Below are 22,280 nucleotides of genomic sequence, written 5' to 3'. Positions count from 1 at the left end.
TCACATCATGAAAGCCGTACCCGGGTCACGTTGACAAAAGGCTGGATAAAAAAGCCGCCGTCGATGAGTCCTTGCTCAATAGCATGTTCCCCTTCGAATAGGAGATGTTCCTTAACCAGTACCGAGCCGAGAAGAGGAATGTTGATGCTTCCATTCGGGTCGACAGGGTATAGCCCTGAGCTCGGGGCCACGACCCCGTCGCTTTCCAGAATTCTAAGGAAGAGATCATCACCGGAAATGATCTTGTTGTTGAAGTCCACTCGTTCAGGTAAGAGCGTGAGATTGACTATCACACTCCCAAAGAGTCCTTGATCGACCATTGCGTCAGCAATGGCATCGCGCAACTGTGGGAGTTCTTTTCCAGTCGCCTGAAGGGGCTTCAGAGACGGAATCCGCAGGAGGCCCGAGGGATCGATGGGGTAATCGTGCGAAAAGGTTGATATTGCTCCTGCGCCCTCGCGAATCTCCGCTTTGACGATCTCTCCGAACTCCAATGACATCCCAGACATTTTGCTCCTCCAGTAGTTTGAACCGTGCTCCGCCGATTCTTTACGCCACACTATCCAGACGTCGTAAGCCGGGGCCTCGAGACGGAGATCGATGAGGTCGGGGGTTGCGCAGTATACGCACGTCGATCAGCGGGCACTCGTCCGTAGGATGTCGCCAGGCCGGCCCATGAGACAACCTCCCCCCTTCGACGGGTGCGATGGTTGGTCATGCCGTGAAAATCCGGATCTGTCTGAGCCCCTCGAAACACCGCCTAGTCGCCCCCTGTCGGATAACAATCAAAGGCTCTCAAATGAGCGTTACTGAGCCGTTACGGCTCCATTGCGTCGATGGGACGGAGAGCGCGAGGCCGTCGAAGTGGACTTCGAAGTCTTCGATCAAGCTCAGATTGACCCTATCTCGATGCCGCTGGAATCCCGCGGAAAGCCAGGAGCTTCCAGTACCCCCGCGTATGGGGCCGCCCGGACGGTGACTCGGGTTTGAGAAAGGGTTAACAGTCAACAGTCGCATTAGCCGCTGTAACGGCAGGATAACGCCGGAAACCTAAGCTTCGAATCCCAAGCCTTACTGTGCGCCAGCCGGCCCATAGGAAGAACAAGTGGCTCTGGGCGGTTCTAGTGAGGGGATTATCGATGCTCTTCGTCGATAGCGCCGTGTTTGCAACGGTTGATGATGGCCACATCAGACTTTCCCGATCGGACATCCTCAAAGTTCGGGACATAATCTTCTTGATTCTTGAAAGACTCCAGTCATGACAGTGCGGGTGCGGCTGATTCGCCCAGACGATTTGCTCGACCTGCTTGTTGAAGCCGTCAACATGCGCCTCGATCTCGACGACCCGACCGCGCCCACCTTGGTGGTGGACGACCCGGGACAGGATGCGTACTTGGCCATCGGTTTCCCGCCGCAGGCGATCGTCGAGGAGGCAATATTCGATCCGCGGCCTGGTTCCCGGACAGCCCCGGATGGCGTGCTCCGTTCGCGGATCAGCGGCGCAAGTCGGCTGGTTTTCACCGTTCCCCCTGAGCGCCGGATCCCATACACGGTTGCCGGTCTGCTGGACTGGCAGGGTATGACGCCCAGGTTGTCCTCTCTCGCCGTGCCGCAGCTTCATCCGACGACCGAGCAGGCAGCCGCGGCCGGCAGCATCGTGGCGCCTGGGGCTGGGATTACCGCCATCGAGCTGCCGTACCGGCTTTTGATGTCGCCGATTGTCTCAGCGGGCTGGGCCCATCGGACGGAGCCGTCTGTCCACGACGGATGGACCGAATTATGGCATACCAGGTTATCGCATCGTGATGAACAGGGCGTGCTGACACCGACCTCGGCCGCCGAGCCGGCCCCGTTGCGGGCAATCTGGTCGCAGGACTTTCGTGGCGCGCACCCGGTGGGCAAGCCGGATCACGATTGGGATTACGGGCCCGGGGTGCTGACCTCGATGACCCCAAGTGACCGGTATGAGATCGTGGTGCTGACTTCGGGGTTCACCGGGTATATCAAGGGTCTGCTCCATCCACCGGCGGTCGATCGCACACCTTTCGAACCGTCTCCGGTTTTCGCCGAGCAGATGATGCTCTCGTCTCTTGGGGGCTGGCTGAAGTCGCGTGGTGGGTGGAATCCGCCGATGCCCTGGTTCCGGCGCCGTGGGACCGCCCACGGCCCCTTTGCCCCCGGTCCCTCCCTGAACATCTCCGAGTGGGTGCATGCGGCGGCCCAGGGACGGGACCACTACGTCCGGATCGTGTACGAGGGCGTTGTCCACCCGTTTGGCCATCGGGCCTCGCTAATCAAGGTAACCGAACGCAAGATCAGGAACCGCGGCGATGGCTCGCCGGTCGCCTTCCTGGCCCAGAGAGAGTTCGTCGTCATCCGCCAACCGGTGATGGATTACTCGGATGATCGCGCTGACGCTACTTACGCCAGGAAGATGCCCTTCGGCAGCATACGGTTGACAACTCTAATCACGCCCGACATCGACCCGCCAGTCAGAATCAAAAGAGCGACGACCCCGCCGGCCCCGGCAACTGACAGCGACGCCTTCTGGATCACCGTGGCCGGCAACAAGTTCCGCTTCAACGCGGTCGGCTACGACCTTGCAGGCCACGCGATTGACTTCAGCACAACATTAGTCTTCATCCCGTTCAGCAGTCTCAAAGACGGAGCCGCGATCGACGGCGTTCGCGCGGAGCATATATTCGCCGGAGATGACCGGGCCTGCCCTGTTCCTGGACAGCAGGTGACATATGCCGATCCTCTGGTGAACTCATCGACCGATAACACAACCCAGGTAACTCAGTTTGTGTACTTCACCACCGAGAACGTGGGCACCGGCGAGGCTCTGCGCTTCCGGCCCAGACTGCTGAAGGCTGCAGTCCGGCTCCCCGCCGTTGAGCAACTGCTCGGAGTCAACGCCGCCACGGAAATTGCGCTGCGCACCGAGTACATCGACACCGGATTCGTCGACAACCCATCCGGGGTGTTCGCCTACATCACCAAAGAGGCGGCTCCAGGTCAACTCGCCCCTGACGTTCTTAGTGCCACCTTCTCCGCCGACCAGGCAGGCGGCGTCGCCACCCCGAACCTTTCCCTCTCGGCCCTGACCCGCGAGTACGGGCCGATGGCGGGCAAGGACCTCACCCAAATCGCGGCCGGAGACTTCAAGCCGGCGGACTTCTTCGCCGACTTTGCCGCGGAAGCTAAGGTGTTCGGCACCATCTCGCTGATCGAACTCCTGGCTCCAGGAACGCTCGCGTCGGAGGCGCCGAAGATGCAGCTGACGACCGAAGAACTGGGTCCTGGCCGCCGCAGGGTCGTGGCAGCGCTGACATGGAAGCCCACGACTCGGTCGGCGTCGGCGGGTATCGTCTCCCTGAACGCCGAGGCGGCCAGCTTCGAGGTGAACGGCCGGGTCGAACGGATCGTCCAGGTCCCGGCCGGTAACACTCCGACGGAGTCACACTCGGAGTTCACCGGCGTCCTGACCAACTTCAGTGTCGACCTGCTCAATGTGGTGGTCGTGCACTTCAAGTCCTTCACCTTCACTTCAACCAGCGGCAGCAAGCCGGCAATCAACGTGGCGCTGAAGGACGACCCGCTCGGTTTCGAGGGTGACCTGAAGTTCGTTAATCAGCTCAAGGACTTCATCCCACCAGGTCTCTTCGGCGACGGTGCCAGCCTCGACGTCACACCGACCAGTGTCAGGGCCGGATTCGGCATCGGACTGCCTCCGGTCTCGATCGGAATCTTCGCCCTGGAAGGTGTCAGCCTCAACGCGAGCGTCGAGTTGCCGTTCGCCGACGGCAAACCGCTGTTCGACTTCGGCATCTCCTCCCGCGAACACCCGTTCTGCCTCACCGTGGCCTTCCTCGGCGGCGGGGGTTACTTCCATCTCCAGCTGGACACGCAGGGCATCCGCCTGCTGGAGGCAGCACTGGAGTTCGGGGCCGCAGCCTCGGTCAACCTGGGAGTGGCCAGCGGCGGCGTGCATATCATGGCTGGCGTCTACTTCGCCATGGGCAAGCGAGGTGACACGGACTTCGCTGTCCTTTCTGGCTACCTCCGGATGGGCGGGGAACTGTCGGTACTCGGACTGATCTCCATCTCCCTGGAGTTCGTGCTCAGCTTCGGGTACGAGGCAGGCAAAGCTGCCGGGCGGGCGACGCTTACGGTCAAGATCGAAATTGCCTTCTTCAGCAAGTCGGTGGAGATCGCTGTGGAGAAGCAGTTCGGCGGCAGCAGTGGGGACCCAAGGTTCATCGACGTGCTCGAGAGCCCCGCCCTGTGGGCCGACTACGCCTCGGTTTTCGTCTGAGAAGGGAACAGTCCATGGTCAGCCAGCAGATCGTGTTCACCGTGATGCCTCGAGCGGTCAGCCGCAACGCCGACCCGCTGCCGGTGTCGGTGTTCGTTTCACCCCGGCTGGTCGGCGCCGAAAGGTTGGCGTCATTTCCTGACTGGCTCAGCTGGACACGGCAACTGGTCGACGATGGGCTCTCGCTCACCTTCTCCGCGCCGGGGGGCACACTGACGGTGCCAATCAAGGTAGGTGGGCTGCGGCCGGCCCTCTGGTCGGCCATGTTCAACGAAGAGACGTACGTCCGCTCGCACACGTTCGACGACTACAGCCACCACTCCATCCTCTCCTACCCCCAGCGGTACGCCCTCAGCGTCGTAAAATCGATCTATCAGCGGGCCGGGGTTGAACTGGCCCTGCCCGACCATGCGCGGCACGGCCGCCGCGAGGATACCTCGGCCAAACGAGGGATCGTCCGCGAGCTGGTACAGGGCCTCGCCGTCAACTGGGACGAAGCCCAGGCCGAGCAGCTGCGCACGTTCGACCGGGCAAACTTCGACTCAGCAAACGCCCTGTTCCCTATGCGATACGCCGCCGGCACCATCGGCGACGACGGGCTGCTCACCCTGTCGGCCACACCCTCAGAGCTGAACAGGATGTTCCGCGAACGGATGAGCCAGCAGTTCGCCGTGGCCAATCACATCCCACGGGGCAAACCACTGGCTGACGCCCCACCCGACCTGGCAAAGCTCATCGACTTCCACCAGGCACTCAGCTCGCTCAACTCCTACCCCGAACTGCTGCGAGACCTCGGCATCGTCTTCGATTTCGCGCTGCCAAGGGACCTGCTCGAACTCGGTGGCGCACCGACCGGAACGCTGGGTGTCACCGGCGTGCCCGGCGCGCAGTGGCAGCTCGCCGACACCGCAGTGCCACCGGTCCTGCCGACCCCCTCGACGCGCTACCTGTTGAGCAAGGCCGGTGACGGCTCGACGATTTTCGCAACTGCTCCTGAAGGATATGGCGGACCCGATGATCATCTGGATACACTGCTCGGTCTGCTGAACCTGCACCCAAACCGCTACGGCCTGGCGCAGGTGGACGTGGATGGCGCGATGCACAAGCTGATCATGCTGGCCGAAACCTGGCAGGGGGGCCTGCTGCCGTCCCGCAGCGCGCATCCGGACGTCTTCGACGAGCACGCGACCGTCCCGTCACTGCGCTCCGGCGGCCTGTCCCTGTTCGCCGATGGTAGAGCCCGCAAGCTGCTGGGGCGGCTCAAGCAGTCCAAAACCCTGAACGACGCCCTCAGCGGCAATGGGGCAGCCCCGCCCCTGACGGCCGAAGATCTGGTCCACGGGTATCGGCTCGACGTCTGGGATTCGCACACCGGCCACTGGCACTCGCTACATCGGCGGCACGCCGAATTCACCATTAGCGACCAGTCGCGGACCGTGGCCGACAGCGAAGGCTTCACCGAGCTCGCCGCGACCCAGGCCGGTCCCGACCCGGATCAGCCGCAGCCGCCTGACCTCTACCTGCACGAGTCCATCGCCCGGTGGACGGGCTGGAGCCTCAGCGTGCCCCCGCCGGGCAAGCATCTGTCCAGCGACCCCGATCCGGAGAAGGCCCTAGACAATCCGACCGAGAACCAGCCAGCGACTCCCTTCCCGATGACCACCGTCTTCCGCGCCGCAGGCGGCAGCCTGCCGAGTCTCAGGTTCGGTCGTCGCTACCGACTCAGGGCCCGGGTCACGGACATCTGCGGTAACAGCCTCGGGGCGGACGATCCACTCGTCGACGAGATGTCCACCGGCGGACTGTCCCTCCCAGTCGACCCGGAGGGCTACGCCTACCTGCGCTACGAGCCGGTAGCGGCACCACTGGTAGTAGCCCGCGACATACGCGCGGTGACCGGTCCCGGTTCGGAACTGCACCGACTCGTGATCCGCACCTTCAACGCCAACCCATCGCTCGACGCTGTCGCCGCCGATCTCACCGCCGGCGACCGGCACCTCGTGCCACCGAGGGCCACGGTCGACCTCGCCGAGAAGCTCGGCATGTTCGACGATGCCACGGGCAAGCTGAACGGCTCCGCGGCGATGCATACCCTGATCGCTGCCCGGGACAGCGGCCAAATCAGAACGGAAACCTCCGAGGTCGCCGGGCATGAGCAAACCTACCCGTTGGAACCCGCCGAAAACATCACGGCGCTGCCGTTCCTGCCCGATGTCCTCGCCCGCGGCGTCGCACTCAGGGATTTGCCGGGCACGGCCGAGGGCACCCTCGGGCAGCTGACGGCAGCGGGTGACCCGACGGCAGGACTGGACTTCCGCCGGCTCAGCGACCCCAGCCCCCGGGCCGGAACGGCAACCCTTGTCGACTTCGGCAGCAACGACGACTGGCAGTATCTCCAACCCCTGCGACTCTCGCTCAAAGATCCCGGAGTCACAGACAGGATCCCCGCCTGGGACGGGAACGCCCGCGAGCTGTCCGTCTTCATTCCCAAGGCGAGCACGCAGCTGGTGCCCCTGAGCAGCTATCTGCTGCCCGCCGATCTCACACTGATGGGGGTCTGGCAGTGGGTCCGCGAATACATTGACGCGCGCACACGGACCTATCCGGAGCCGGATTTCCTCCCCAGCGGGGAGGATACCGACGTCGATCTGATCGCGCATGTACTGCAACGCACCGTCGAAGGCGGCCACTGGATGCTAACTCCGCCGACGATCCTGACATTGGTCCACGCGACGCAGCAACCGCTCGGTCGCCCGGCATTCTGCGGGCTGACCGTGCAGCACGAGGCGTACGGGAACCCTAAAGCCCCGCCCGGCGATGAAACCCGCAGCCCGTCACCGACGGTGCTTCAGACCAGCCCCGAGAAGGCACCGACCCAGGCGACAGAGCTGGACCCGATCACCGCATGGCGCAAACCCGGAGCGCTGGACGCGTTCCTGCTCGGCGGACTTCACATCCACGGCGCCAGCACGGAAAAGATCGATCTCACCGCGGAGTGGACCGACCCGCTCGACGACCTGGCCATCACCGAACCAACAGAAGTCCGACACAGCGCAGCCGTTGACGAGATTCCCGTCCGCGATCCACACGAGGGCATCATCGAAGTAAAGCAAGACACGCCAAGCAGCCGCCGCCGGGTCGCGTACTACGACTCCGATCACGACCTGCTGTGCTTCGTGCGCGCTGGCGACAGCCTCGGAAACCTTCCCAGCTCCGACCCGCACGGCACCCAGACCATGGACGCGGACGCCGCGCCGAGGCACCACCTCAACGACACGTTGCACCACGCCGTCCTCTACACCGCCACAGCGACGTCGGCCTTTAGCGACTACTTTCCTTCCAACGTCGAGGGTGGATTCGTTCGTAGCAGCGAGCCGGTCACGGTCCATGTCCCCGCCTCGGCGCGGCCCAAGGCACCCCAGCTCGCCTATGTGGTTCCGACCTTCGGTTGGCAGCGACAGACCGAGACCAATATCAAGCGCAGCGTCCGCTTCGGCGGCGGCCTTCGCATCTACCTCGAGCGCGGGTGGTTCTCCTCGGGGGCCGGCGAGCTCCTTGGAATCAGCCTCTACAGCCTGGCCAACGGCCCAATGGTCGACTATGACGCCTGGAAATCCCACGTCACTGAATGGGGTGGCGACCCGATCTGGCGGACCGACTCCCTCTGGGCACAGACACCGGGAATCTCAAACTTCCCCGACGCGCACGCCTCTGAGCAGATGGTCGCCCTCGATGCGCACGGCAGCCCCCTGGCCGATGTCGTAGGCTATCCGGTCACATACGATGCCGAGCGCCAACTTTGGTTCGCTGACGTCACAATCAACACCGAGAGCCTCACCTACGCCCCTTTCATCCGGCTTGCGCTCGTCCGCTACCAGCCCCACGCACTACCAGAAGCGAAGGTGTCCCGGGTTGTGACCGCCGACTTCGCCCAGCTGACCCCGAGCCGAGCCGCCATGATCTCCGCCGACCCCTACCACCCTCGGCGGCTACGGGTCACGATATCGGGCATCGCTCCCGCGGGACCGACGCCAGTGATCGTCCATGAGCAGCCGGCCGAGCAAGTACATGCCCCGACCGGAGTCACAGTTGTCGTCCAGCAACGCCGCGATGATCTTGAGGGCGACTTGGCGTGGCTCGACGCCAAGAACGATACAGCCTCGGTCACCGACCGCACCGCCGAAGCCGTAAATCCTCCGCAACTGCTGCGATGGACCGGAACCGTCGACTTCGCCGCGCCAGTGGAGACTGACAAATATCGGCTGCTGATCTGTGAATACGAGTACTACTCAGCCAACCACTTACTCACCGAAGTCAGCGCCAGTACCGGCGAACAAGTCGAGGTGAACCCCCGGCGACTCATTTACGCAGAGACCGTCACAGTTGACGACAGCATGCTGGGCGGACCGGCGCCGGTTACTGGAACCAGCTTCGAGCCATGAGCATCAGCGTCAGCAGACCAGCAGCGTCTGCCATTGGCGGCCGAGACCAGAGGCCGTCGCGGCGGACTGCGGGGCAGCGTTCCCGCTACCTCTGAAGATGCCGGTAGATCAACGACTGCATTCAGTGAACTGCAAACACGGGCACGAACTCCTCGAAGAATTAAGACAATGATCCGTCCGCCGCTAAAGATCGGAGACCACAGTGGATCCCAACATAGGGGCAGCGAACGCTGGCCCTGCGCTCCTTGGCCAATACCTTGCCAGCCTCCCCCAGCCCGAGATGCTCCATCATGGGCCGGGTCAAAGTGTCCGCCAAGACGACTTCCGCGGACACCGCATCGTAATTACGACGAGGTACCAGGTCACAGTCGACGAGCAACCCCTCAGCGTCCACATAGGGCTGTCCAACGATGGATCCGCCCATTGCCACGCCCTGCCCGCGTACCAATTCGCTTCGATCGTTGACATGGTTCGTGCATTGATCGACTACTTCCCGGATGACTTCCCACCTGGCGGTCACGTCGGCCAAGGCCAAGGGACTGACCACGGCGGGCATTCCCAGCATCACGAATCCCAAAGCGGGGGCATGTGACATGGCCGTCGTCCGCCGTAATGTCCTCAACGACGTCGATTCCAAGGCTGACTTCATCCGCGGAGTCAAGCTGCTCAAGCATGAGAGCACGATGCTGACCACCGCCCAATTCGGTATCTCCGGTCCTGCCAACCCCGTCCGTACATACGACTTGTTCGTGATTTGGCACGTCTTTGCCATGAACACTCCTGTTCCGCCGGGAGGCGACGCTAACGTCCGCAACAGCGCGCACCGCGGCCCGGTTTTCCTGCCCTGGCACAGGATAATGCTCGCGTGGCTCGAGTCTCACCTCCAGCGGGTCCTCGGTAAACCCGACTTCGGTCTGCCCTATTGGGACTGGTCGCTCGACGGATCGCCACCCTTCCCGGGCGGCGTCCCAAATCCTACGGCCTCACACCTATGGGATAACACCCCGGATGCCCTTGGGGGCGAAGGAACTCCTATCCCGGGCGGCGCCTTCTTCTTCGATCCTAATGATCCAACAAGCTTCCGAGTCCGGATCGCAACTGACAGCAACGGTGCGCTTCAACAGCTCGTGCCCGAGCGGGGACTGAATCGAAGGTTCGGCCGACCCGGCATCTTTGGGTCTCCGACACTGCCAACTCTCCTGGACGTTCTGAATGCGTTCAACACGCTTCTTGAGCCGGAATTAGCAACATATGATTTGCCGCAATTCGATTCAGCCTCGGCCGGATTCCGCAACCGACTCGAAGGCTTCACAGGACCGGGGTTACACAATCAAGTTCACCGATGGGTCGGCGGGGACATGGGTCCGGCTTCGTCGCCGAATGACCCCGTCTTCTTTTTGCATCACTGCAATGTCGACCGCATCTGGGAAGGCTGGATGGCGGTCAACGGGCGGCAATATCAGCCGGATATGAACGCCCCGGCAACTCTACTCGGCCACCGCATCGACGACCCCTTGGTTTCACCATTCTTGGCGGTGCCATCCACCCCGCGTGCTGTGCTTGATGCGACCGCCACCTACACCTACGACATCCAAATCCCCTGAAGGAGCGAGCTGGTGGAAATCCCCGTCGAGTTGATCCAAAACGTGTACGCGCTGGCGCCCACACTCACCGCCATTCCCGGAATCGTGGCCGTTGGAGCCGGCTTCCGCGAGGAGAACGGCGAACTGATCGACGACCTCGCCGTCCGGGTACTCGTCAGGGACGCGTTCGCCCTCCCGGACGGGATCCCCGTAGCAGAGGCAGGCTGCGCCCGCTATAGAACGGCCCCAATCCCAACGGCCCCGACGCGGTGACCACACACCCGGCCGAGGTCGCCGACCCGGACGGCCGCGACGGCGCCTCGCTCATCACATCGGTCATTGCAGCGCTGGGGGTAACGCCATCATTTGATCATGCAGATCGTGCCGATCTGCCCTGATCTTGCAATGCCCCCTTCCGTCGGGGTTCCGCACCAGAATCAGAACTAAGGAGGATCAACGGTGAGCGCACTTGAGGCCAAATACAATTCACTTGTTGCCCAAGGATGGATACCAACTATGCCCTTACCATTTGTTGCGGTACCTGTGGGCGATGGGTATGGATTCTGGTTCACCTGGGCCAGCAATGGCACGGCAATCGCTGTCTATGACCACCCGACAGCCAGCGTTTCCGAGGTTCACGGCGCGATTCTTATGTCCTATATCCAGCAAGGTGGCCCCCTAAGTTCGCTCGGATACCCGGTCTCCGATGAATACGAGGAGGAAGGTTTCGGGCGAGTAAACGACTTTCAACACGGCTCGATTTTTTGGTCAAGGACAACGGGAAAAACCACAATAATGACGATTGACCCTCTCACAGAATTCCCAAGCGTACAATTTGCTAACTTCCTCAATGCCGGAACCGGCCTCACTGGAAAGCCTCTGGGGGAAACATCCGTTTTGTCGTATATACAAAACGGTGTCGAACTGCAGTTTTCAGTCGATACATCTGTGCAAATTACCCACAAGAACCTGCAGCCAGCGCAGTGGTCGGGCCCGGAAGCTATTTGGGTCAAGGAAGGGGATCCCGCCGCTTCAAACTGGCAGCTACACAGACGTAGCGAAGGCGACGGCTCTGATGATCCGATGCCCGAAAACGTGCTGATCCTCCCAGAAATGGTCGCCTATTACGACTCACCTGGACCGAATGTCGCGGCCTTCATGGTACCTAGACGTTCTCGGATCTGGGCCGTTCAGAATTTCACGAGCTGGAACATAGGACACCCAGTCGCAGGTGGCCCAGCGGAGCGGCTGTGTCCGGTTACGGCATGGCACAGCATTTTGAACTTGGCTGACTCAAACTGGAGTATCCCCGGATCGTTTCCTAGTTGGGGGCGCTTCACAGGTAGCACATCAGATCTTGGATGGGGCGACACACTAACGCCGCCACCGCTCTAAGGTTGTAGCTTCAAAAATACCTCTGACGGACTTAGCTTCTGCAAATTGACCGGTTGTCTGCACGAAGTGAATGCTGGACGCCAAATCCTTCCCGGGCGAACAAGAAATCATCAGACTAATCGCGAGCCTCCAGTTCCCCGCCATTCGGGATCAACTCATGGCGGGCATCCCCGGAATCGACGAACCCCATGGACCGTGTTCTCCTGGCCCAGACACACAGCAAGCCGCACTGTTCACGGATCGAGTGGGCAGAGCAGCTGCTACACGCCTACACGCGCAGCATCACCAGGCACTCCGCCCCAATCCTCACCGCCATCGCCTTCATCAATTGGCGGGAAGGCAGAGGCAGCAAAGCCCACCAGTTCCTGCAACTCGCCCTCGAAGCCGTCCCCGGCTATCATCTGGCCAGGCTCGGCGACCAAATGATCTGCTCCAGATCAGTTGCCATGTTGTGCCGTTCCCCCCGCATTGCTGCATGAACAGGTATCAGAGCGGTAATTCGGGGCCGGCCGCGACCCTAGTTCGATCTAAAGAATAATCAGGAAGTCATGTTGTAGACGGCCCCAGCCACGATGAAGTGGTGAACGCGAATAACCCAACGGAAGGATGAACGAGGATGAACTCCCAGAAGAGACCCCGCGGGGCGGTACCCGGACCGCCGTAGCCAGCCGCTCCCCCACACAACCGAATAGCCCGTTCCGGGACCCCACCCACCCGGAACAGGCGAGAGTGTGCACAATGTGCACACGAAAAACACCAAAAAGCCCCTGAACAGGGAAAACACGTGCCCGAGGTGGGACTCGAACCGGGTTCCAGACCTTGAATATCCGCCACTCCCCCGAAACCCTCCGTGGTCCGGACCAGTCCGGCACCACTACGAGCCGATTCGAAGCCCAGGGTGTGCACGTTGTGCACACCCGCTTTTCTTGCCCGATTCTAGCCTCAACCAGGCCGCTTAGACGGCTGTCCGGGCAGGGCAGTTGTGTCTTGCGCACGATTTCGCGCCGATATGAAGAGCAGGCCTCCGGAACCGGCCCGGCCCGGAACAAGCACCGCGCTACGGGGCGGCCCTCATGCTGGAAATCAACGAACATCATGGCGGCGGGTTCCTCCTTTCCGAACATCTCATGGGGAAGCGAGCAGCAATCTGTATGACCAACCAAGCGGCCGGCCCTCCAGAGTTCTTTCAGCGGATGGGTGGTCGGCTGAGCCAACCGACCGCGGTCCCGCACGTACGCCGTCCCCCACGCTGCCGCTGAAGCCGTCGTCAACCCGGACAAAGCCGGGGGCGTCCAGTGCAACATGCTGTCAGAAACTTTTGGAAGGTGTAGGCAAGGCAGAATGCCCCTACATAGAACCTGTCAGCGGTGCCCGTATTCGTGCAGGAGATCGAACATATCCCGGACGTCTCTGAGGTGCTCGATCCAGTACCTGGCCGATTCCTGCGCTGCCAACCACTGGGCAACCGGGTATCCACGTTCCGCGTCCAGCCAGTCATTGGCGAGTTCTTCGTGCAGGAACCCAAGAATCTTCACGCGCAGACCTGCGGCCCACAGGACTTGCTTGGGGCTGCCTCTCAGAGCTGGCCAATTGGCCGGCCACCTGCTGTCGACATCGGCGGAAAAGGTCCTGAGCTGCTCCTCATACTGGCGGTAAAGCGCTAGGCCCGCATCCAGGGCGCCACGGCGCGCGGCCGCTTCACGTCGTCTCTTGTCCGCTGCTTCCTCGGCTGCGGCTGCTGCTTCATCCTCTATTCGGCGCCGCAGGGCCTCCCGCCGGCCGGCGACCGCATACCTTGCCTTCCTCAGGTGCTCGGAGTCGAGCCCGCCTGCGGTCAGGCGCCACTGCTCAAGAGGGCCGCCGGCTGCCTTCAGTTCGGGTTCAGTGTCTTCGCCGGCATAGTAGCTGACGCCGATACGGCATTCCTGTTTGACCCAGCCCCACCAGATCCTGAGGCTCCAGCCGCGTTCGGCTAGTTCGGTCTTGAACGCGTCGATGCCGGTGGACTCGAACAGCCAGTCCACCGAGGCGGCGCGGGTCAGGTACCGGCTGGTACGTTCACGCCTCGCTGTGCCGCTCAACTGCGACCGCTGAACCTCCAGTGCCGCTTCGAAGTCGGGTCCGGTGGCCAGGACATCGGTGCGCCCTTCCTCTACAGAAACTTCCAGCCCGCATGTGAAGCCCGGCATCACGTTGATCCAGTCGCGAAGGGCGTTCTGGATGGCCAGGTGGGTGTACCGGTCGGCAACGGACCCGGAGCCCCCCAGTGCGCAGGTAACCCCAGACCGGTGCCGGAAATGGGGGATGTTGACGTCGCCGATAGCGAAGGTCAATTCGGTACCGCAGCCGCCCAGCGCTGTTGAGCAGTGGAACGTGTGCGCTGCTTTCAGGCGCCAGGCAGCATTCCTGTCCGCCGGCGCAGAAACTGGCTGCTCAGAGTCGGCTGAGTCCAGCACGGCGTAGATATCCCGCTCCCCCGGCGCCCCGTCGTTCAAGGAATCTCATCTTTCTTCACCACACCGAGCCCCCTTGTTCGTTGCGTTCCCATCTGGCTTCAATAGAAGTTACGCCATTCGGGCCGGCCGCGGCAGCATATTCCAGGCAGCGTTTCGGGCGATACGGTATGACGTCGTTGCCTGTGGCTACGAGTGGGGTAAACGGGCACCACGTGCCGGAGGGCTCCCACAACTGCCGCAATCCATCACGGTAGGTTGCACAGTCATCTGGCGCCTGCCAGGGAAGGAGACGAACCAGCTAGCCACGCTTAGGTTAGTGTTCGTGTCAGCCGACGGCGCCACGCCTGAGCGGAGGTCGGCATGACGTCGCTGACAGCCGTCTCAAGTTCAACGCCATGGGCGCGAATGACCCGCATCCCGCGCTCTGGAGCGCCTCCTCTCATGGCCTTGATCTTGGTGGCGTCGCCGAAAATATGGGCGGCCAGAATATCGAGTTCATCCCGAAGTTCCAGCTTGAGTCGAACAACGCGCTCCGAAATCGAATGTATGCACCGAGGTCATCGGCGTCTTTCATCGCCCGTGCGAATACAAGGAGCTGGTGGAATGGGATGACTGCAAGATCCGGGTGATCTACATCGCCGTGAGGAAGACACTCGTGGTTCCAAACAGCGCCACCATAGGAATCGAGGGGCACTGCTATCCCATAAACATTGCCGCTTGGAGCCGCCCAGGTCAACCCGTCAACTGTCACGCCGCCGCCACATCTGACCGCATCCATTCTTAGCTTGAGCTGTGTCGCTGCCTTGCTCACTTGGTCCGTGAAAGTGTGAATGACGGTGCGAGGCGCCTGAACGGCAGCCATTGCTTTGCATTCACCGATGAACGTATGCACTGACGAACGAAAGATAAAGTCCGTTTCGCCTTTGTTCTTTGTCTCGGGGATTGGGATAAGGACAGGGCAAGCGGAAGCTCCTGACGGCGGATTCCGATGTTTTGTCATCGAGCCGGTCTGGTGTGACTTGCCTCATGTGTGCACTGTTCAGGGCCCGGCGCTACTCGCGGACTTCAATCCCGGAGTGGTGCTTCCTGACCCACGTGGCCATTCGATGGCTCCGTTTCTTGATGAACGCCAGTACGTTGTCCCGGTACTCCACGTATTCATCCTTTGTGGCCGGTGTTCCGGAGCGCGTGAAGTTGTTCGTCTCCAGGAAGTACTCGATTTCCTGGTAGTCGGAGCCGGGCTTTATGAGGTCTTCAAAGTGGAAGAACTTCACGAACCCTTTGAAGTCGACGAAGAGGTCGAAGAAGTCCGCGTAGGCGGTGGTGGAATCGGCGAGGGGGCTCCCGGGTTCTTCTGCGTAATGACGCCGGATGCATTCAAGGGTGAGGTCCATGCGGTCAGCGATGAGCAGGCGCGCCCCTCGTGCCCTGTTCATGGTCCAGTAGTCCTTCGTTCGGACCGGCCAGATCATCGCACTGCCGGTGGTGTACGGAGGACTCAGGTAACGGAGCTTCTGCTCCTCGCTCAGCCCGGTGATGGCGTCGACCAGGGCCTTCGACTTCGGGTTCGTCTCCGTCACCCACGTGGTGTAGGAGTTGGTGATGGCGTCACTGCCATAGCAATGCTTCTCACCCTTGGCGTCTGTGAAGATGAGGTAGCGGTCCTTGCGAGACGTCACCTTCGGGGCGAAAATCTTCTCGGACAAGGGCAGCTTCTTCGTCCACAACAGCTCATGGTCCGCCCGGAGCTTCTGACTGTCCTTGTCAGCGTCGGGCTTGGTCCTCGAAGGGGTGTCCGTTTTGTAGTCGAGGGTGGTGTCGAAGACGCGCATGATCGAAGTGTATGTGCACGTGTCAACGACCATGTTCTAAACCACGCCGGCGACGCATCGGCCGACACCCGTGGCTGGGTCGCCTCCGCATGGTCATTGGCATGAAGAACAGGGCACTCACAGCCGAACGGCGCCGCGACACCCAGCAATTCAGCCTCGGTACTGACGCGGGCGGCGTGGACGCAGGACTCGATCGGTCACCCGGCGGCCACCTGGTTGTGGCAGGCGTCCCCGGTAGGGGAAAGTCCGGATCCACACAGCAGCCGCCGGGCTCCCCGGGGTCAGGTCCGCGACCACGTTTCGAAGCGGTGGCGCATGCCGTTCGCGGCAGTGCACCAGCCGCCCGCCAGGGACGATACTTCCAGGACCCATTCCCGGCCGAGGGCGGGGGCGAACGTGCCCCATCCACGGCCGAATCAACGCGGGCGATGACGGCGGTGTCGGCGAGGCGAACGGCCTCGGCATAGACCCGGCCGCCACCAATGGTCCAGATCGGCTCGGCCCCGTCCTGCCGGTCCGAGAAGCCCAGGGCCTCCGTTAGGTTCCGGGCGGACAGCGCAGTTGGCACGCACCGGCCGGCGTCGGAGGTGATCACAATGTTGGTCCGCCCCGGTAGCGGCCGGCTCTTCGGCGGCAGCGACTCCCAGGTGCGGCGGCCCATGATGACCGGGGGCCCGGTTGTGACGAATCTGAAATGTTCAAAGTCCTCAGGCAGGTGCCACGGCATGGCATTGCCCCGGCCAATGACCCCAGTGGCGGACCGCGCCCAGATCGTACCGTTCAGGGGTGTGGTCATGAACTGCTCTCGGCCAGGCTCCACAGTTCGCCGCTGCTGACGATCTTGATCTGTTTGAACTCTTCGTCTTCGAGTCGCCGGTTGATCTGAACCGTCATTTTCCGGCCGGTGCCTGCTTCGACGCCCTCAAGTTGCGCGTTGGTGCCGTGCAGGAACTTGAACGTGAGCTTTCCGTCGAGCTCGAGGAGGTACTTCAGGTCCCTACCCGCGGTTGTAGAGAGCGACCTGGTGGTTGACACCGACATCGACGAGGCTGACGCCGTTCAGGACAGGATCGCCCGTCTGGAACCTGCATGGATCCGGTTAGTTCGCCCGAAGTTGGGTTTAGTCTGTGTGATGCTCCCATGTGTATTCGATTTCCTCTTGGTAGATAGCTTGAGCGTCAGTGAAGCAGGAGGCAATAAGTTCAAGGAGACGGGCGGTGGTGCTAATAATTTGCTCAGGACCGCTTAGGTCGAGTTTTCCTGCGAACGGCAGGAACCTCTTCCGGAGAATCTCGTAGGTGCCGGGATCCTTGTTGCCGCCACGTTTGACAGCGCTGCGCATGAATGTCGTAATTTCCCAGACGAGCGACGTGCGCAGGCCGTCGGTCTGGCGAACCAGCTCAAACGCCCTGGCCGGATGAACAGTGGTCCCTGCGAGATCTAGAGCAGCGGCATACTTCATGCCAGTTCCGCTCAGGGTTCTGGCGGTCCAGCGTAGCTCCTCGAAGCACATGTTTAGTCCGACCGACATCAAGCCGGAGTAGGCCCCGGCGGCCGCTCCGAGGACACCTTTGAAGGCGTAGAAGTTGACGAGAAGCGAAGTTGTCGCTGCAGCCGTGTAGGGCGCGAGCGCGGGCACGAGTTTGCCTGCGAGCCCGAGTCCTCCGGAGCCAGCCTCCACCCCTGCTTCAAGCTTCTCGGCGCCAGTCGCGTCCTTGTCGCAGAGCACCGCGAGGCCGTGGATAGCACCGAATACATTGAGTGCAACATTGACGTGACCCAGCCCGGTCTTGCCGAGGCTGAGAGCCTTAGCGGCCAAGTCTGCTTTTCCCAGCGCTGCCGCCACTGCGTACGTGCCGGCTCCCGCGACTGCCGCGGCCCCGCTGACGAACTGTCCCAAATTCTTCAGCATTTCTGCGTGGACAGCAACGTCGTGGTCGGATCTCCCGAGCGAGCCGAGCATGCCTCTCAAGTCGCCGCCAACGACTCCAAATTGTGCCTGATGTGTCCGGTACATCTCGAACCGCTTCTTAGGATCGGACACGTTCACGATCGCCTGCACGAGGTTCAACCCGCCCTGCACGTAGGCGAGCGAGTTCTGGAGAGTCATAGCCCTGGTTGTTTCTAGTGAACGCGGCACATTCTGCCGGCCCATCCCGTGGGCGAAGTGCTCATCGAGCTTCTTCAGCATGTCCACGTTGGCTGCGGTAGTGCGTGTTGCGACCGTCACCACGGCGCGGGCCATTTTGAGTGCTTCGTTGGTGCCGAGCTTGAGCTGTGTGAGGTCATCGATTGCACCGATGTCCACGGCCCCGCCGACACCCTTTTTCGCAGTGCTCTCGATATCCGCGGACACCGCTTCGGTCAAAGCCCGCTTCCGGAATTCTGCGATTTTGCGTGTGTAGTGCTCCTCCAGCCATGGGGCCGTGAGCTCATCACCTTCGGCCACGAGGGCACGCACCAATGGGGCGGTTTCGGCTTCCGCTCGATCGATATGCTCGGCCAGAAAGTCACCGCGATAGATGAGCAGCATTCCATCTGGGTACCTGACCCTTCCGTGGGCGATCAGGTACCACTCGGTGAGCAGAGGCTGCCAACGCGCGGGAACGTCCTTATGCGAAGCCGGTATGGACATGTCGTATGCGAGACCCTTCCGAATCTCCATGCGTATTTCGATGATGTCACCGATTGCGTCGATCGTCTGCCAAGCCTCTTCCCAGGTTATGGATTGCGGACCCTTGGGGGACTGTCCGGTCAGCCAGTCCCCGGCTGCGAACGCCGGCGTTGCCTCTGTTCCCACCAAGGGGCCGACGGCGTTCAGGTCGTGCCCTGCACGCTTCGCCTGCCGCTCCGCCTCCCCGGTCGCTGCGGAACCGCCAGCGAGCTGCTGGGCCACATGCACCAGCTCGTGGCGAAGAAGGGGCTCCGGAACCTCCTCCCCCGGAGCGACGGCTACCCCGATGCCCCGACCAAGTGTGAAGGCCGCTGCGCCCACCCCACGCGCAACCGCTCTGACCGGCGGCCCGGTGTGCAGGCGAACGTCCCCAAGCCTCAGGCCGACCGAATGCTCCACTGCAATGCGCGCCGCCGGATCAATAGGCTGACCAGCCCCCGAGAGGGCCCGCTGGATTGCCACACGGCTAACCTCCCTGGTGAGAACGTCGTCGGACGATCTCAATCGCGGCGTTGGCTCTTGCCTCGATATCTGTCGTCGCTGGGAAGGTGGTGACTCTACGGTCACGACTGCGTGCGCATGACTCACGACCACTCCGTCCTGTCAGCACTCATATTCCGCCAACGGTTACTCGCAGACAAGGGCCGCACGTCCGGCCGCTCGCCGAAACGGCGTACTACCGTTTCGGTGGCGGCTGTGAGGTGCAGCGATCCTGCCGGAGGCGCCTGAGGGATGTCGCAGTCGATGTCCGGCGTACACCTCTCGTTGCCGCTGTTGGAGTGCTGCGAGGCGGATGCGAATCCGCCCTTCCATCAGTGGAGCAAGATAGCTGGAGACCCAACCGATCCCATTGCTAGAGGTCGGCTTGGCGAGACTGTACTGGTAGGAGACCACGGATGCGAGCCTCCATTGACACCCGGAGGGGAATTAGTCCATCATCCTGAGACGAGACCTAATTTTTTTGAGAGACTTCTCTTCGGCATCCTTCTTGATGCTGCAAACACCCGGGTGGGCATCCTTAGAAACACCATTATGCGTCCTGAAAGACGTTATCGACTTCGGCTCGGGCTAATGCTGGCGCCGCAGCGTTGTTGACGCTACTTTCTTTCGACCATTTTGAAAGTTTACGCGGACTGTTACATTTTACCGCGGCTATCTATCGGGGGCCTTCGTGACGGTTCCGACGACTTACCCTGGTGTGTACATCTTCGAGAAGAAGTCGGGAAGCCCGGCCATTTCTGGCGTCTCGACCTCCCGTGCGGCCTTTGTGGGTGCCGCCCGGAGGGGGCCTGGGGACACCCCTGTGGAGCTGACTAGCTTCGCTGATTACGTGCGCCGTTTCGGCGACCCAATTGGCGTGATTCAGCCGATGGGCCACGCCGTCCAGCAGTTCTTTGTCAACGGCGGGACCCAGGCGGTTGTTGTCCGGGCTCTTGGGGCTGGCGCCCAGGCTGCCTTCGTGGTCCTGCCGGCTGCCAATGGTCTGAGCCTGGCCCTCACGGCCAGCTCTCGCGGCAGTTGGGCGAACGGCCAGGGCGCGGCGGCCGGGCCGATCAGCGGCGTGTTCGTCGAGGTCAAGAACGCCGAGCAGTTCCCTCTGGATCGCTTCACACTCGAGATCACCGAGTGGGTCCCCGGGGTGGGCGGCGCTCCGGCATCGGTCAACGTCCGGGAAACGTGGGCCGAGCTGTCGATGTCCCCTGCCAGCACCCGCTATGTCACCACGGTTTTGGCCGCGAGCACGCTCGTGAGGGCGGAGGTGACCGGCGCTCCCGCCCCCGCCGCTGGCAAAGGCACCTCGACCGGTGCGCTGACCCCCGCCAGCGTCACGGTAGCCGGCAAATCACTGCGGCTATCGGTCGATCAGGGGCCCGCAACAGACTTCGTGCTCTTCCCCGCAGAAAACCCACCTGTAGCGCACACGCTCGCCAACGTTCGCGACGACATCAACGCGGCTGGTTCCATCTGGCCGGTCAAGGCGAGCGTTGCCGCCGGCAGTCTTGTGCTCACGTCGAAGACGAGCGGGTTGGACAGCGCTGTCGTCGTCGGTCTTATTGGGGTCGGGGACGCTTCGGGGGATTTCGGCCTTGGAGTGTCTCGAGGCGGGGTGGAGGTGAGCGGCAGCGCCCCGTTCCGTCCCGCCGTGGCCGCCCCTATGCCGCTTGCTGCTGGCTCGGACGGGGCGACGGTGGGCGCCGCCCAGATCGTCTCGGCGTCGACCGGCGAAGGGATGCTCGCGCTGAACCAGCGCGATTTCCCGCGCTTCAACCTCCTGTGTCTGTCCGGCGTCACGACTGCCGACACCGCGTCGCTAAGCACCGCGCTGGACTACTGCCAGCGCCAGCGGGCCTTCCTTCTCATCGATCCGCAGCCGGGAGCCAACGCGACACAGATCAGGACCGCGGCGGACTTATTGCGCCCGCAAGGTGCGCATGGTGCTGTGTACTGGCCGCGGCTCATGACGGCGGACGCCGGACCCGAGGGGTTCGGCCCGAGTGGGGCAGTCGCCGGTGTATTTGCCCGCACGGACGCCTCTCGCGGAGTGTGGAAGGCGCCGGCAGGGCTCGAGGCCGGCGTCGCCGGGATCCTCGCCCTGACCGCGGTGACCAACGACGATGTATCAGGGGATCTGAACCCGCGAGGTATCAATGTCCTGCGGACTTTCCCCGGTGTGGGGACCGTGGTGTGGGGCGCCCGGACACTGGCAGGCAGCGATATTCTGGCCAGTGATTCCAAGTATGTTCCGGTGCGCCGGCTCACCGACTACATCGCTTCCAGCCTCTACCTCGGCACCCAGTTCGCCGTCTTCGAGCCCAATGACCCCGACTTGTGGGCTCAGCTACGGTTGACGGTCGGGGCGTTCATGCGGGGGCTGTTCCGGCAGGGCGCCTTCCAGCAGTCCGAGAGGCGTTCAGAGTCCGACAGCTTTTTCGTCGTGTGCGACGCGACCGTCAATCCGCAATCGGAAATCGACAATGGGCGCGTCAACGTGGTCATCGGCTTCGCGCCGTTGAAGCCGGCCGAATTCGTCATCATTACCATCACCCAGATCAGCCAGGCGGGAGAGTGACATGGCCGAGTTCAGTGTCAACCCGAGCCGGTACGACCCATACAAGTCCCACATGTTCCGAGTGAAGTGGGACGGGGTTTATGTAGCGGGTCTGTCGAAGATGTCCCCGCTCAAGCGGTCAACGGCGTCTGTCACCCACCGTCACGGCGGCGACCCGGGCCACGTCCGCAAGAGCCCAGGCCTGACCACGTACGACCCGGTCACCCTCGAGCGCGGCGTCACTCACGACCCCGCCTTCGAGGCGTGGGCGAACAAGGTTTCCAGCCTCGTCCAGCCCGGGATCTCGCTACCAGACTTCCGCAAGGACCTCATCGTCGACGTCTTCAATGAGGCCGGGCAGAAGGTCCTTGGCTACAAGTTGTTCCGCTGTTGGGTTTCGGAGTACCAGGCGCTGCCCGATCTCGACGCCGCCTCGGCGGCGATCGCTATTCAGAGCATCCGGCTCGAGTTGGAGGGTTGGGAGCGTGACACGGCTGTCACCGAGCCGGCCGAGCAGAGCGCCTGAGGCGG

Annotated in this window: 15 protein-coding genes; 8 read left to right on the top strand and 7 right to left on the bottom strand. The window is 62.3% G+C overall.

Annotated elements, in window-relative coordinates:
* Nucleotides 1-5: 5 nt before the first annotated feature.
* Nucleotides 6-500: a polysaccharide biosynthesis/export family protein gene (locus AC1D0A_RS11660; protein ID WP_476945849.1), complete on the bottom strand. Its 495-nt coding sequence runs from the start codon at nt 498-500 to the stop codon at nt 6-8.
* 758 nt (nt 501-1,258) lie between these two features.
* On the opposite strand from AC1D0A_RS11660, the gene AC1D0A_RS11655 reads away from it, so the two are divergent.
* From AC1D0A_RS11655 to AC1D0A_RS11630, 6 genes are all read left to right on the top strand, one after another.
* Nucleotides 1,259-4,318, top strand: a complete 3,060-nt coding sequence (locus AC1D0A_RS11655) for a hypothetical protein (protein WP_476945848.1) — start codon at nt 1,259-1,261, stop codon at nt 4,316-4,318.
* 14 nt (nt 4,319-4,332) lie between these two features.
* Nucleotides 4,333-8,760, top strand: coding sequence for a hypothetical protein (locus AC1D0A_RS11650; RefSeq protein WP_476945847.1), 4,428 nt, complete (start codon nt 4,333-4,335; stop codon nt 8,758-8,760).
* Between the two features lie 497 nt (nt 8,761-9,257).
* Nucleotides 9,258-10,364, top strand: a complete 1,107-nt coding sequence (locus AC1D0A_RS11645) for a tyrosinase family protein (RefSeq protein ID WP_476945846.1) — start codon at nt 9,258-9,260, stop codon at nt 10,362-10,364.
* Nucleotides 10,365-10,376: 12 nt separating this feature from the next.
* On the top strand, nt 10,377-10,616 hold the full coding sequence (locus AC1D0A_RS11640; protein ID WP_476945845.1) for a hypothetical protein: 240 nt from the start codon (nt 10,377-10,379) through the stop codon (nt 10,614-10,616).
* A gap of 186 nt (nt 10,617-10,802) precedes the next feature.
* Complete coding sequence (locus AC1D0A_RS11635) at nt 10,803-11,738, top strand: LGFP repeat-containing protein (protein WP_476945844.1); 936 nt, start codon at nt 10,803-10,805, stop codon at nt 11,736-11,738.
* A 188-nt stretch (nt 11,739-11,926) separates the two neighbouring features.
* Nucleotides 11,927-12,217 carry a DUF4192 family protein gene (locus AC1D0A_RS11630; RefSeq protein ID WP_476945843.1) on the top strand — a complete coding sequence of 97 codons (291 nt, stop codon included), beginning with the start codon at nt 11,927-11,929 and terminating at the stop codon, nt 12,215-12,217.
* Between the two features lie 882 nt (nt 12,218-13,099).
* Here the strand turns inward: AC1D0A_RS11630 and AC1D0A_RS11625 are convergent.
* The 6 genes from AC1D0A_RS11625 to AC1D0A_RS11600 all read right to left on the bottom strand — a co-directional run bounded on the left by AC1D0A_RS11625 (nt 13,100) and on the right by AC1D0A_RS11600 (nt 19,162).
* On the bottom strand, nt 13,100-14,233 hold the full coding sequence (locus AC1D0A_RS11625; RefSeq protein ID WP_476945842.1) for a competence protein CoiA family protein: 1,134 nt from the start codon (nt 14,231-14,233) through the stop codon (nt 13,100-13,102).
* Between the two features lie 400 nt (nt 14,234-14,633).
* Entirely contained in the window at nt 14,634-15,005 is a 372-nt protein-coding gene (locus AC1D0A_RS11620) for a hypothetical protein (protein ID WP_476945841.1), read from the bottom strand.
* A 241-nt stretch (nt 15,006-15,246) separates the two neighbouring features.
* On the bottom strand, nt 15,247-16,026 hold the full coding sequence (locus AC1D0A_RS11615) for a DUF6994 family protein (protein ID WP_476945840.1): 780 nt from the start codon (nt 16,024-16,026) through the stop codon (nt 15,247-15,249).
* A gap of 22 nt (nt 16,027-16,048) precedes the next feature.
* The gene (locus AC1D0A_RS11610) at nt 16,049-16,753 is read right to left on the bottom strand and encodes a dihydrofolate reductase (protein ID WP_476945907.1); all 705 of its coding nucleotides are present in this window, start codon (nt 16,751-16,753) and stop codon (nt 16,049-16,051) included.
* A 65-nt stretch (nt 16,754-16,818) separates the two neighbouring features.
* On the bottom strand, nt 16,819-17,067 hold the full coding sequence (locus AC1D0A_RS11605) for a hypothetical protein (protein ID WP_476945839.1): 249 nt from the start codon (nt 17,065-17,067) through the stop codon (nt 16,819-16,821).
* Between the two features lie 79 nt (nt 17,068-17,146).
* On the bottom strand, nt 17,147-19,162 hold the full coding sequence (locus AC1D0A_RS11600) for an eCIS core domain-containing protein (protein WP_476945838.1): 2,016 nt from the start codon (nt 19,160-19,162) through the stop codon (nt 17,147-17,149).
* A gap of 736 nt (nt 19,163-19,898) precedes the next feature.
* On the opposite strand from AC1D0A_RS11600, the gene AC1D0A_RS11595 reads away from it, so the two are divergent.
* Nucleotides 19,899-21,770 (top strand): phage tail sheath subtilisin-like domain-containing protein, encoded by a 1,872-nt coding sequence (locus AC1D0A_RS11595; RefSeq protein WP_476945837.1) that lies wholly within the window; start codon nt 19,899-19,901, stop codon nt 21,768-21,770.
* Between the two features lies 1 nt (nt 21,771).
* Entirely contained in the window at nt 21,772-22,275 is a 504-nt protein-coding gene (locus AC1D0A_RS11590; protein WP_476945836.1) for a phage tail protein, read from the top strand.
* Nucleotides 22,276-22,280: the final 5 nt, after the last annotated feature.

The sequence above is a fragment of the Arthrobacter sp. P1_D4 genome (assembly GCF_056406115.1).
Note: the sequence above shows the minus strand (reverse complement) of the source record. Positions and strands in the feature narration are given on the sequence as shown.

What these genes read in the sequence shown, in the direction of transcription:
- AC1D0A_RS11660 (WP_476945849.1), bottom strand. Translation starts at nt 500, where the DNA reads ATGTCATTGGAGTTCGGAGAGATCGTCAAAGCGGAGATTCGCGAGGGC.
- AC1D0A_RS11655 (WP_476945848.1), top strand. Translation starts at nt 1,259, where the DNA reads ATGACAGTGCGGGTGCGGCTGATTCGCCCAGACGATTTGCTCGACCTG.
- AC1D0A_RS11650 (WP_476945847.1), top strand. Translation starts at nt 4,333, where the DNA reads ATGGTCAGCCAGCAGATCGTGTTCACCGTGATGCCTCGAGCGGTCAGC.
- AC1D0A_RS11645 (WP_476945846.1), top strand. Translation starts at nt 9,258, where the DNA reads ATGACTTCCCACCTGGCGGTCACGTCGGCCAAGGCCAAGGGACTGACC.
- AC1D0A_RS11630 (WP_476945843.1), top strand. Translation starts at nt 11,927, where the DNA reads ATGGACCGTGTTCTCCTGGCCCAGACACACAGCAAGCCGCACTGTTCA.
- AC1D0A_RS11615 (WP_476945840.1), bottom strand. Translation starts at nt 16,026, where the DNA reads ATGCGCGTCTTCGACACCACCCTCGACTACAAAACGGACACCCCTTCG.
- AC1D0A_RS11610 (WP_476945907.1), bottom strand. Translation starts at nt 16,753, where the DNA reads ATGCCGTGGCACCTGCCTGAGGACTTTGAACATTTCAGATTCGTCACA.
- AC1D0A_RS11605 (WP_476945839.1), bottom strand. Translation starts at nt 17,067, where the DNA reads ATGTCGGTGTCAACCACCAGGTCGCTCTCTACAACCGCGGGTAGGGAC.
- AC1D0A_RS11590 (WP_476945836.1), top strand. Translation starts at nt 21,772, where the DNA reads ATGGCCGAGTTCAGTGTCAACCCGAGCCGGTACGACCCATACAAGTCC.